11 protein-coding genes are annotated in these 11,677 nt (G+C 41.3%); 5 read left to right on the forward strand and 6 right to left on the reverse strand.

Annotated features, from left to right (window positions below):
• Both CDG77_RS30990 and CDG77_RS30995 read right to left on the reverse strand, forming a co-directional pair.
• The coding region (locus tag CDG77_RS30990; RefSeq protein ID WP_145981748.1) for a serine/threonine-protein kinase at positions 1–966 on the reverse strand (966 nt) is incomplete at its 3' end.
• A gap of 64 nt (positions 967–1,030) precedes the next feature.
• Positions 1,031–2,731 (reverse strand): serine/threonine-protein kinase, encoded by a 1,701-nt coding sequence (locus tag CDG77_RS30995; RefSeq protein WP_094333062.1) that lies wholly within the window; start codon positions 2,729–2,731, stop codon positions 1,031–1,033.
• 148 nt (positions 2,732–2,879) lie between these two features.
• Here CDG77_RS30995 and CDG77_RS31000 point away from each other — a divergent pair, with 148 nt between their 5' ends.
• A complete protein-coding gene (locus tag CDG77_RS31000) occupies positions 2,880–4,394 on the forward strand; it encodes a phenylacetate--CoA ligase family protein (protein WP_094333063.1) in 1,515 nt (504 codons plus the stop codon).
• A 134-nt stretch (positions 4,395–4,528) separates the two neighbouring features.
• Here CDG77_RS31000 and CDG77_RS31005 read toward each other — a convergent pair whose 3' ends face one another.
• Positions 4,529–4,729 (reverse strand): hypothetical protein, encoded by a 201-nt coding sequence (locus CDG77_RS31005; RefSeq protein ID WP_094333064.1) that lies wholly within the window; start codon positions 4,727–4,729, stop codon positions 4,529–4,531.
• Positions 4,730–4,933: 204 nt separating this feature from the next.
• Positions 4,934–5,593, reverse strand: coding sequence for a lipoyl(octanoyl) transferase LipB (lipB, locus tag CDG77_RS31010; protein WP_094333065.1), 660 nt, complete (start codon positions 5,591–5,593; stop codon positions 4,934–4,936).
• 629 nt (positions 5,594–6,222) lie between these two features.
• Between lipB and hpf the strand changes: the two genes are divergently transcribed.
• Positions 6,223–6,867 (forward strand): ribosome hibernation-promoting factor, HPF/YfiA family, encoded by a 645-nt coding sequence (gene hpf / locus CDG77_RS31015; protein ID WP_094333066.1) that lies wholly within the window; start codon positions 6,223–6,225, stop codon positions 6,865–6,867.
• A gap of 47 nt (positions 6,868–6,914) precedes the next feature.
• On the opposite strand, the gene CDG77_RS31020 is transcribed toward hpf, so the two are convergent.
• Positions 6,915–7,373, reverse strand: coding sequence for a peroxiredoxin (locus tag CDG77_RS31020; RefSeq protein WP_094333067.1), 459 nt, complete (start codon positions 7,371–7,373; stop codon positions 6,915–6,917).
• A 118-nt stretch (positions 7,374–7,491) separates the two neighbouring features.
• Between CDG77_RS31020 and CDG77_RS31025 the strand changes: the two genes are divergently transcribed.
• Both CDG77_RS31025 and CDG77_RS31030 read left to right on the forward strand, forming a co-directional pair.
• Positions 7,492–8,619 (forward strand): acyltransferase family protein, encoded by a 1,128-nt coding sequence (locus tag CDG77_RS31025; protein ID WP_094333068.1) that lies wholly within the window; start codon positions 7,492–7,494, stop codon positions 8,617–8,619.
• Between the two features lie 297 nt (positions 8,620–8,916).
• Positions 8,917–9,621: a CAP domain-containing protein gene (locus CDG77_RS31030; RefSeq protein ID WP_094333069.1), complete on the forward strand. Its 705-nt coding sequence runs from the start codon at positions 8,917–8,919 to the stop codon at positions 9,619–9,621.
• An 85-nt stretch (positions 9,622–9,706) separates the two neighbouring features.
• Here CDG77_RS31030 and CDG77_RS31035 read toward each other — a convergent pair whose 3' ends face one another.
• Complete coding sequence (locus CDG77_RS31035) at positions 9,707–10,636, reverse strand: carbohydrate ABC transporter permease (protein WP_094333070.1); 930 nt, start codon at positions 10,634–10,636, stop codon at positions 9,707–9,709.
• 122 nt (positions 10,637–10,758) lie between these two features.
• Between CDG77_RS31035 and CDG77_RS31040 the strand changes: the two genes are divergently transcribed.
• Complete coding sequence (locus tag CDG77_RS31040; RefSeq protein ID WP_094333071.1) at positions 10,759–11,421, forward strand: GIY-YIG nuclease family protein; 663 nt, start codon at positions 10,759–10,761, stop codon at positions 11,419–11,421.
• Positions 11,422–11,677 lie beyond the last annotated feature (256 nt).

Genomic DNA, 11,677 nt, shown 5'->3' on the forward strand with positions numbered 1-11,677 from the left:
GTTCGCTGGGGGCGGGTTGAGGGCTTCGAGTACTTGACGGACTGATTGATAGCGATCGCTTGGTCTAGCAGACAGCATTTTATCTAATACCTGTGCCAATATAGCACTCACGTTTACTTCCCGTCGCCACTGCCAGGTAAGATTATAGGTATCAATTAATTCTTGTGGTTGTTTCCCTGTCAGTAAAACCAACATTGTTGCGGCCAAGGCGTACAAGTCGCTGTGGGGGGATACTAACCCAGTTTGCATCTGTTCTGGGGGAGCAAATCCAATCTTACCTAATAGGGTTGGTGATGGGGGAGGTGCAACTGCGCCGGGTTGGTAATATTGGGAAGCAACGGCTGCTACTACTTGTTTGACACCGCCAAAATCAATTAATACTGGCAGTTTGTCAACAGTGCGAAGCATTAAGTTATCTGGAGAAATATCTCGATGAATTACTCCCAATGAATGGATATATTCCAGCACTGGCAAAATTTGCTGCAACAATTGGCGTATTTCTGCTTCTGTAAAGCGCAAACCTTGCTGTAATCGGTTATTTAATAAAGAATTATAAGTTTCCCCTTCTACATAATCTTGCACCAAAAACAGATATTCTTTGCCCCCTAAGTTCAACCGAAGCAGTTCCCGAAAGCGCGGGATTTGGGGATGTTGCAGTTTATAGAGAACACTCGCTTCTCTCTCAAACAGTTCTTCTGCTTTTTGGACAACGTAAGCGGTTTGAACTTGGGGGGAAAATTCTTTTAAAACACAAAGTTCGCGGAAACGGTTGACATCTTCAGCTAAATAAGTGCGTCCAAAGCCACCCTGGCCAATTTGGCGCACAATTACGTAGCGATCGCCTAAAGTTATTCCCGGCTGGATACTATAACTCATGGGCGTACCCAACAAATTTTCACCACACTGGAGACAAAAGCGGCTACCTGGGGAATTTTCATGTCCTTTAGAACAATATATTTTTGTCATTTGTCATTTGTCATTTGTTATTAGTTATTACTAACTTTTCCCTAGTCCCCAATCCCCAATCCCCTTAATTGCCAGATTGTACTTTACTGACTCTATCGGCTGCGATCGCATACCAAATTTGACCGAAAGTCTTTTGATTCAGTTTCCCACGCTCCTGACCAGGAAACAACCGATCAAATTTTTCATTTGTGTCTTTGGTTAGTTGATCGATTGTATAGTTCCCAAACTGTCCCGATCGCGCTTGTCGTCTCCATGTATCGTAATCTTTTTGACTATATTTACCTAATTTACGACGAGCTTCTGTACTGAGGTTAGCCTGTTCTATTTTATTCAATAAATCGTCAGCGATACCAGACCATTCATCTCGTAAACCAGTGTCTTCCGGTTTAGATGTCAGGCTACGTCCTTTTAATTCCGGTTTTTTTGTATAAAATAAATCATCTACGAAGGGAATAAAAAATCCTTCAGTAATTTCTAGTTTTTGGCGACGATTGATAATTTCCTGGAGATTGCTATTTTTCCCTTTGTCGCTGACTGGTTTGCTACTTGGATTTGGAAATTGGGGAATTTGCGGTAATGAAATTGATGGGATAGCGATCGAAGTTACGCTCCGAATGACTGCATTTACCACCGCTAAAGTACCTGCGCCAGTTAAAACAACTAAAGCTGTTCCCCCTAAACCGATCGCAAAAGGGCGAATCCAAACAGGCCAAGATATCGGTTTAGAGATTGCTTGCGTTTTGTTTTGGAATCTACTCATAACAGCACTGGCGCGTTGTCTTCCCGGAGCAACTACCATCGTCTTAATCTTGGTGGTAATATAATTTCCAGGTGATTTAGTCGCAGTTGCCGATGGTAAATCTTTGAGGATTTGTTCGGCTCGTTGATAGCGATCGCTTGGTTTATAAGCCAGCATCTTTTTTAACACCCCTTCCAATTGGGGACTAACTCGGATTTGCTTTCCCCATCCCCAGATTCCCTGATAGCTGTCGTATAATTTTTGCGGTTCTTGCCCTGTGAGCAATACCAGCGATGTAACTGCTAAAGAATATAAATCACTACTAAAAAAGGCTTTCCCCTGCCGTAGTTGTTCTTCTGGCGCGTAGCCTTTTTTACCTAGTAATGTGTTATCTCCAACCAACTTAGTCCGCCAAAACCCTTGAGAAGCAGGTAATTGTTTGACACCACCAAAATCAATCAGCACTGGTAGATTATCAGAACGCCGCCAAATCAAATTGTCGGGAGAGATATCACGGTGAACTACATCTTGCGAGTGGATGTAAGATAATACAGGTAAAATCTGTTGCAGTAGGGTGATTACTTCTTCTTCACTAAAAGTCTTTCCTTGACTTTCGCGTTGTTCTAATAATTGGTAGTAATTATCACCATCCACATAATCTTGTACTAGAAAGAAAAAATCTTTAGTGCCTATCTTCACTTGTAGCGAGGCGTGAAAACGCGGAATCTGTGGATGCTGGAGTTTTTTCAGGACATTTGCTTCTCGCTCAAATAGCTCTTTAGCTTTTTGTAAATCTTGATGTTCTTGGACTTGGGGTGCAAATTCCTTCAGCACACAGGTTTGATGGGATTTACTTATATCCTCCGCCAAATAAGTGCGTCCAAAGCCACCCTGCCCTAGATGACGGATAATTTGATAGCGATTATCCACCACCTGCCCCACAGCAAGAGGTAATGGCTCACCACAAAGGGTACAAAAGCGATTACTACCATTATTTGTGTGTTGTTTACTGCAATAGAGCTGCATGGTGCTGAAGGATAAGTTAAGGTTTTATTGAATAATTACAACGCGCATACCCTCATTTTCGGATATCCTACGAATTACGAATTACGAATTACGAATTACGAATTATTTTAACGGTGTTGGTTCTATTTCAAGATAAACAAGAAGCGTCATGAACCGCAAACTACGACAGCAGCAAGTCATTAAAGCATTTGAAGATTTTTTGTCTACTCCCCTAGAAACGATATTGCAACGGCATCTCAATACTCAAACTTCGGCAGCTTTAACTTTATTTCATGATGTGGCGGCTAATGTACCTGCCTACAAAGCTTTTTTAGCAGAAAGGGAAATTAATCCCGCGACTATTCAAACCTTGGAGGAGTTTCAAAAACTCCCAGCGATCGCTAAACAAAATTATATACTGCGTTACCCTTTAGCTGACTTGTGCCGCAACGGGCAATTAGAAGCGTGCGACATGATAGCTGCTTCATCAGGTTCCAGTGGTAAACCGACATTTTGGCCTCGTTTTTTCACAGATGAACTCCAAATAGCCACACGCTTTGAACAGATTTTTCACGATAGTTTTTATTCAGATACCAGACGTACCCTAGCAGTTATTTGTTTCACTTTGGGCACTTGGGTAGGTGGAATATTCACTACTAATTGCTGTCGTTATCTTGCCAGCAAAGGTTATCTCATCACTATAATTACTCCTGGTAACAACAAAGAAGAAATCTTGCGAGTTGTCCAAGAATTAGGTTCAGCATTTGAGCAAGTTGTATTATTGGGATACCCGCCATTTTTAAAAGATGTGATTGATACTGGTATCGCTCGTGGTGTGGAGTGGCAGCAATATCAGATTAAATTAGTCATGGCGGGAGAAGTATTTAGTGAAGAATGGCGGAGTTTAGTTGGTGAAAGAGTTGGTTCACAAAATCCTTGCTCTGATTTTGCATCACTTTACGGTACTGCGGATGCGGGAGTTTTGGGTAATGAAACACCGTTAAGTATCTGCATTCGCCGTTTTTTGGCGCAAAATCCCGATGCAGCTAGAGCTTTATTTGGAGAATCACGTTTACCCACGCTAGTACAATACGATCCCTTCACTCGCTTTTTTGAAGTTCGCGACGGCGGATTGCTATTTTCTGGAGATAACGGTATTCCCTTAGTGCGTTATGACATCTTGGATACTGGCGGGATAATTAGTTATGATGCCATGCTGCAATTTTTAGCAGAATGGGGATTTAACCCGCTCGAAAATCTGCGTTCTGATACTCAACAATCACCTAGAGGTATTCATCAGCTACCTTTCGTTTATGTATTCGGCCGTTCTAACTTTACAGTTTCCTATTTTGGCGCAAATATCTATCCAGAAAATGTGACGGTGGGATTAGAGCAACCAGTAATTCAAAAATGGGTAACGGGTAAATTTGTGTTGCAGGTGAAGGAAGATGCAGACAAGAACCGATTTTTATCTGTGGTTGTGGAGTTAGCGCCAGGAGTAGAGGGGAGTGAAGATAAAAGAGAAGCGATCGCATTTTCTATTCTTTCACAACTGCTACGCCTAAATAGCGAGTTTGCTAATTATGTTCCCGTAGAATACCAAACACCACAAGTTACATTAGCCCCAATGGGTGATTCCGAATATTTCCCCATTGGAGTGAAACATCGTTATACCCGTCAATAGGGAATGGGACAATAGTTTTCAGTTAAATGCAATTCATCGCTGCAATCAAAAAAGCGATCGCATTTCCGTCCTGTTTACAATATCTGTTTTACCAGGTGCGGAATAGACTAATAACTTTCCTAACTCAGCCCTCTTCAAAGGTACTCACGCAAGAAATCAAAAGGATCGTCTTCCCAACAAGGCTCAGGTATCAGCCAAAACAAACTACCGCTAATGTCGGCTTCAATCTCATCACCGTCGTCTCGATCGAATAGTTCTATCAAAGCTGTCCAATCACGTTCTCTCAAAGACGTTAACGATGGGGCATATACCTGGAAATTATTTGAGTATTTCACGCGTAAAGTTGTGCTTGACAGCCGTAAAAATTTAGTATAAAAACTTGTAAATAATCAGATTTTAGATTTGACAACCGCAGTTAAATAGTTAATTTAATACTATTAAATATGGGCTACTCTTATCAGTGTCTCATAATTTAAATAGGACTGCTATAGTATTTATTACATAATTACAAGCTGAATTTACTCAGACCGGAAAAATCCTTAAGGCTGTGATTCGACTAATTCCACTCCAAACACTTCAGCAAAGTACTGTGCTACATAAAGACGCACTTCTTGACAAGTAATACCTGGAATCCATTCGGCTAAACTACCTACAGGTTTATCAGAAATACCGCAGGGTACAATGCGCTCAAAGCCTGTCATGTCTGGACAAACATTTAATGCAAAGCCGTGCATGGTAATCCAACGGCTGACTTTAATCCCAATAGCCGCAACTTTTCGCCCTTGTAACCAAACGCCAGTAAAAGCCGGAATTCTTTCTCCCTGTAATCCATAAACTGCTAATACGCGAATAATTACTTCTTCGAGTTGGCGTAAGTACCAATGAAGGTCTTTACGATAATGTTGCAGATTTAAAATTGGATATCCCACAAGTTGACCGGGACAATGGTAAGTAACCTCGCCGCCTCGTTCAACTCGATGCACATCATATTGCTCTTTGTCAATATCAAACTTGAGAAAATCTGAGTTGCTTCCTTGCCCTAGAGTGTAAACGGGTGGATGTTCTAGCAAAATTAACACGTCATCTAGACTGAGGTCATGGATGCGGTCAGTGAGGAGCGATCGCTGCCATCCATGAGCATCTAAGTAAGGCATTAATCCTTGATTATACAGTAAACAACGATTGTTGTGTGCTTTCATACTATGGATCGTGCCAAAAATCAACTGATATTAGGAACAAAATATATTGCAATTTACAGGATTGGAGCCAAAAAATGTCAAGATTTGCAAAGGATTTTAAAGGAAAGTCAAGGGAACATGCATTAGAAAATACAAAGTGCTAGTTTGAATATACAACCTCAATAGGTTTTAGGAGGAATTCTCTGCAATAAGCATCATGCCAAGACAATTAAGAACGATGCACTGGCTGATGACTCTAATAATCTTGTTTGCATTTCAAACAAGATCGACTTCTACAAATACTCGTGTTCTCCATCGACAGTGAGTAAACCTCAACCGAACACAGAAGGAGCAACTATCAACAGTTCTGTAAGCCTTGTTTTAATAGAGATCGTAGTTACGGCAGCAACTACTCAAATTTCCTCACCAAATAGTTCTATGTGGAAATCCAATTGGATATCAGCGCAGAGATGAGGAGGATAATTCAGGGTATAATAAGCAAAAACTTAGATGCAGTAAGCTTAGAGATGGCTTACCAGCAGTACATAAAAACAGTTCACAATTTGTTTTGGCGGGAGTAATAGACCTTACCGCAATTTCTTTTCATACAAAGCAAATTCACACATCAAATATTCAGTGGGAGAGTTTACATGAAGCTTGTCATCCACAGCAAAAATATTGAAATCACCGATGCGATTCGGGAATATGTACATCAAAAGATTGAAAAAGCAGCTAGTCACTTTCAGAGCATCACAAATGAAGTGGATGTGCATCTTAGCGTAGCCCGTAATCCTCGAATTAATACTAGACAAGCAGCTGAAGTAACTATTTACGCTAATGGTAGCGTTATCCGTGCCGAGGAAAGTAGCGAAAATTTATATGCCAGCATTGACTTAGTTGCAGATAAAATTGCCCGTCAACTGCGGAAATACAAAGAACGTCGTCAAGACCAGAAAACTCATACCCAACCAACAGAAGTAGTTGTTGCAGAGTCAGTAGTTACAGATTTAATTGGCGATCGCACCCCCGAACTACCTAACGAAGTCGTCCGCACCAAATATTTTTCCATGCCACCGATGACCCTTGCAGAAGCCCTGGAACAACTGCAACTCGTAGGACACGACTTTTATATGTTCCGCAATTCTGAAACTGGAGAGATTAATGTAATTTACGAACGCAACCACGGCGGTTATGGTGTAATCCATCCCCGCAATGGTAACGGTCATACAAACGGCAAGAATGGCAAGTCGAGCCACACTAATATTGTCATGCCGGAAAAGTTGCATTCTAAATAGGGACTGGGGACTGGGAAAGAGTTTCTTATTCCCAATCCCCAATTCTCTCACTTCACAAGCTGTTGCAAAGTTTTCAGTGCTTCTTCAACATGACCTTTAAAGTTAAACATTGAATCAAACACGTATTGCACAACTCCTTGTTGGTCAATGACGTAAGTAACGCGACCAGGGAATAAGCCAAAGGCTGCTGTTGCGCCATATAGCTTCCGTACTTGGTCGCCTTTGTCAGTTAACAGGGTAAAAGGTAGATTATATTTTGCAGCAAATTTTTGGTGAGATTCGCTAGAGTCAGCACTCACACCGACAACTTCAGCGCCAGTACTTTTAAACACTTCATATTGATCGCGAAAAGCGCAAGATTCAGCCGTACATCCGGGTGTGTCATCCTTGGGATAAAAATATAGGACAACAGCTTTTGTACCACGAAAATCTTGGAGACTAACTATTGAGCCGTTTTGAGCAGGTAAAGTGAAATTAGGAGCGGTATCTCCAACTTTGACTGGCATAACAATTGGTGGTAATTATTTAACAAAATTTTACCTTGTATCCGAGTATATAAATTTTGCTTGATTAGCTGCATCAGGCGGGGTAGCTTAGATACTCATCAAAGAAAAAATTCTCTTTATGCGCCTGACTTCACTGGATGTTTTTCGCGGCATTACGATCGCTGCTATGATTCTCGTCAATATGGCGGGAGTCGCAGATGATGTATATCCTCCCTTAGCCCACGCCGATTGGCATGGTTGCACGCCAACTGATTTGGTATTCCCCTTCTTTCTCTTCATTGTTGGTGTAGCAATGACTTTCTCGCTGTCAAAGTACACCAAAGACAATAAACCCACCTCAACTGTTTACTGGCGGATATTACGCCGTGCCGCTATTCTCTTTGCCTTGGGATTCCTACTAAATGGCTTTTGGAATCAAGGTATTTGGACTTTTGACTTGAGTAGCATCCGCATTATGGGAGTGTTACAACGCATCAGTATTACCTATCTATTGGCTTCCTTGATAGTTCTCAACCTGACGCGCAAAGGTCAATGGATACTTGCAGTAGTAATACTCATTGGTTACTGGCTAACGATGATGTATCTACCAGTACCCGATTATGGCGCGGGAGTTTTGACACGAGAAGGTAATTTTGGCGCTTATATTGACCGAATGATTATTCCCAAAGGACATCTATATAAAGGTGATGGTTTCAACTTTATGGGAGATCCAGAGGGATTGTTCAGTACTATTCCCGCAATAGCAAGTGTTCTAGCTGGCTACTTTACGGGTCAATGGATACGCACCCAACCTGTACAATCACGTACAAGTATCGGCTTAGGATTATTTGGAATTGGTTGTTTAATTATCGGTTGGGCGTGGGGATGGACATTCCCCATCAACAAAAAGCTGTGGACAAGTTCTTATGTCGTCTTGACAACCGGTTGGGCGTTACTTTTGCTAGCAGCTTGTTATGAACTCATTGAAGTCCGGCTAAATCGTCGCTGGAGTAAACCTTTTGAAATTATGGGCTTAAATGCGATCGCACTTTTCGTTCCATCCGTTTTGTTGATTAAAATCCTAGTGAAAACCACTGTTGGCACGGGTAAAGATGCTCCCAGTACCTACAATTGGATTTACCATAATTTTTTCGCATCTTGGGCAGGAGTTCTGAATGGTTCTCTGTTATTTGCCATAGTCACCGTATTGTTATGGTGGGCTGTTGGTGTTCTGATGTATCAACAACGTTGGTTTCTCAAGGTGTAAATTTGAAACCAGGCATTAGAAAATGAAGATTTTGTTTGTTAGTTAGTTTTAGTGTTATCAAGGTTACAACAGGTATCAAATGATAGATTTGTAACTCTTTAGGAACAAAGGCAATCGCAGCTTTATCTATACTCTTAATCAACTCATTTCCGTTCTTTTTACGGAACTGATAAAAGTTCTGGTGTCTCGCTTCTTGAATTCTGAATAAAGAAGCGCATACAGACTTATCTGTGCGTTGAAAATTCTTATTTCTTCTAATTCACTAAATTAATCCATAGAAAAATTGTGAGGTAATGGATGCGTCGCATAAAATTTTGGGTATTTTTGCCAGCTACCCTGATATTCGGCTGTTCAAATCAACTGTTTCAATCTAGCCCATCTGTAGCAAACTCTAATCCAGCAGTAGTTGAACCAACCAGTCCAATTTTATTAGCAAAAGCGAGTTACCTTTCACCACTTGAACAACAGGTAATTGTTGAAACAAATAAGGTACGAACAAATCCCAAAGCATACCTTCCGATTATAGAAAACTATAGGAAACGCTTTGAGGGGAATCGAGTCAAAATTGCTAATAATACCTATTTACGAACTCAAGAAGGAGTCAAAGCAGTCGATGAAGCGATCGCATTCCTGAAATCTGCACGTCCTGTAGGAGCCTTGAGTGCCTCGAAAGGGATGTCTTTAGGAGCAAAAGACCATGTTAAAGACCAAGGCCCAAAAGGTGCTATAGGTCATGATGGTAGCGATGGTAGCAACCCCTTTAATCGCATCAACCGCTATGGTAGATGGGAAACAACCGCAGGCGAAAATATCAGTTATGGGCCAAACACTGCCCAAGATATAGTCATGCAATTAATTATTGATGATGGCGTGCGCGATCGCGGTCATAGAAAAAATATTTTTAACGACGCTTTTAAAGTATCTGGCGTTGCTTATGGAACTCACAAATCATATAGAACAATTTGTGTAATTGACTATGCTGGCGGGTATAGGGAAAAATAATTTGAGATAGCGAGTGGGGACAATCCAGTTCGGTTAAGATCCCCCCGCCTTCTTTTTGCAAATAGTAACCATTCCGGGGCAGCAATCAGATGGTGATATTATCGTCCCCTTGCTGATTAATAGCTAATCGCAAAATTGATAATCCTAAAATTATCAAAAATAGCACTAGCCCAATTGTACAAGCATAGCTAATTTCCAAGTTACCAAAAGCTTGCTCGTATAGATAATAAACAATCGTTTTAGAACTGCTGAGTGGCCCTCCTTGGGTCATAATATATACTTCTTCAAAAACTTTGGTGGCAGAAATAGCCGAAATCACTGCTACTAATGCTAAATATGGCTTCATCAAAGGTATGGTAATATCCCAATGTTTATTGATACCATCAGATCCATCAATAGCTGCGGCTTCATACACATCAGCAGGAATTGATTGCAACCCCGCTAAATAAATTACCATGTAGTAGCCTAGTCCTTTCCATACGGTGACAGCCATGACGCTGGCAAGAGAAATTGGTACAATACCAAAAATTTTTGCTGGGCTAGTTAACCAAGGAATACCTTCTGGAAAAAGCCCCAAAGCTTTTAGTAACTGATTGAGTAATCCGTTTTCTGCATACAGCCATTTCCAAGCTATTCCTGCAACCACCATTGAAATTACCACTGGGGTGTAGTAAGCTGCCCTAAACCAATTCATCCCCCGCAGTTTTTGATTTACCAAAATTGCCAGCACTAAGGGAGCAATTACCAAAATTGGGACTACACCCACAAGATATAAAAACGTGTTTTCCAAGGTTTTCCAAAAAACTGCATCCTTCCAAAGCTTGAAAAAGTTGGCGAAACCGATCCATTGTGGCGGCTGGGCGATATCTTCATAGCTAGTAAAGCTGAGGTAAAACGCTTGCAGTGCGGGCAAAAAGACAGTCAACCCCAAAAGAATCAAGGCGGGTAGTAAAAATAAATAAGGGGTAAGGCGCTGTTTGATGAATATCCAATTTTTAGGTGTCAATTGATTCATATAAGGTCTAATAGTTGTTTTCCCTTTGTCAGCAATAATTTGGGGATGTGAGTAGATTTAAGCTTCAATATTCTAAAGGCATATATTTGCAATCTGCTGTCATAACTCAGAGATAAACGACGATGGAAACTCAGCACAACCCGCCAATTGAACATCAAAATGTCCCCATAAACCACCGTGGGCTACATGAATTTTTGTATAGTTCTGATGACGAACACACCGCCACTGAGGTGAGTATAACCCCTGAACTGGCAAACAATGGTACTGAAATCATTGACCTTGAAGCTTGGAGTGCATCTGCTCAGAACGCTAAAATTGCAGGTGTTTACGCAGTATTAGATGTAGAACGCTGCGTGCAGTATATTGGCTATTCTCGGAATGTGTTGCTTTCGCTAAATAGTCATGTCACCCAAAATGGTCAGCAAAAGTGCGCTTTTGTGCGCGTGCAAGCATTCAAGTTTCCCAAGCGTCAAGATATGGAAGATTTGCGAGATGCGTGGATAGCAGAACTCGAAACCACACCACCTGGTAATGCAACCGATAGCGAAATGTGGGCTAGTACGGTAGGGGAAGCTGCAAAGGCGGTAATGTCGGAGGTGGAACGTCAAGCTTATGAGGAGAAAAAGCTAAAACTGCGGAAAGCAATGGCTGATACAAGCCTCTCTAAAGAGTTAGAAACAATAGATGCGAGTATAGCCGAACGTCAGCGTCAGCTTGAAGCTGCTGTGACAAATGATGACTGGAGTGTAATTATCGACGCACAGACACAAGAAACGAAGTCTTAGGATGAGGTTGAGTCTTCTCGATATTTCCCACTTGGATAGCCCATTATTCTGTAAAAGGATGGGCTATACAGGTGTTTAGATCAATGTATAGTGAGGCAAAAACTGATTGGCTATAGGACTAGTATTTGATTTATGAAAAGATACGTAGGGTGTGTTAGCGACAGCGTAACGCACCATCATCAAGGGTTTGGTGCGTTACGAACTGCGTTCTAACACACCCTACAATACCTAGTTTTGTTCAAAAATCAAATATGAT

This window comes from Nostoc sp. 'Peltigera membranacea cyanobiont' 213, assembly GCF_002245975.1.
Taxonomy (GTDB): domain Bacteria; phylum Cyanobacteriota; class Cyanobacteriia; order Cyanobacteriales; family Nostocaceae; genus Nostoc.

Excerpts from the sequence above, each read along its gene's own strand:
- lipB (WP_094333065.1), bottom strand. The coding sequence starts at position 5,593 with ATGAAAGCACACAACAATCGTTGTTTACTGTATAATCAAGGATTAATG.
- CDG77_RS31020 (WP_094333067.1), bottom strand. The coding sequence starts at position 7,373 with ATGCCAGTCAAAGTTGGAGATACCGCTCCTAATTTCACTTTACCTGCT.
- CDG77_RS31025 (WP_094333068.1), top strand. The coding sequence starts at position 7,492 with ATGCGCCTGACTTCACTGGATGTTTTTCGCGGCATTACGATCGCTGCT.
- CDG77_RS31030 (WP_094333069.1), top strand. The coding sequence starts at position 8,917 with ATGCGTCGCATAAAATTTTGGGTATTTTTGCCAGCTACCCTGATATTC.
- CDG77_RS31035 (WP_094333070.1), bottom strand. The coding sequence starts at position 10,636 with ATGAATCAATTGACACCTAAAAATTGGATATTCATCAAACAGCGCCTT.
- CDG77_RS31000 (WP_094333063.1), top strand. The coding sequence starts at position 2,880 with ATGAACCGCAAACTACGACAGCAGCAAGTCATTAAAGCATTTGAAGAT.
- CDG77_RS31040 (WP_094333071.1), top strand. The coding sequence starts at position 10,759 with ATGGAAACTCAGCACAACCCGCCAATTGAACATCAAAATGTCCCCATA.
- CDG77_RS30995 (WP_094333062.1), bottom strand. The coding sequence starts at position 2,731 with ATGCAGCTCTATTGCAGTAAACAACACACAAATAATGGTAGTAATCGC.
- hpf (WP_094333066.1), top strand. The coding sequence starts at position 6,223 with ATGAAGCTTGTCATCCACAGCAAAAATATTGAAATCACCGATGCGATT.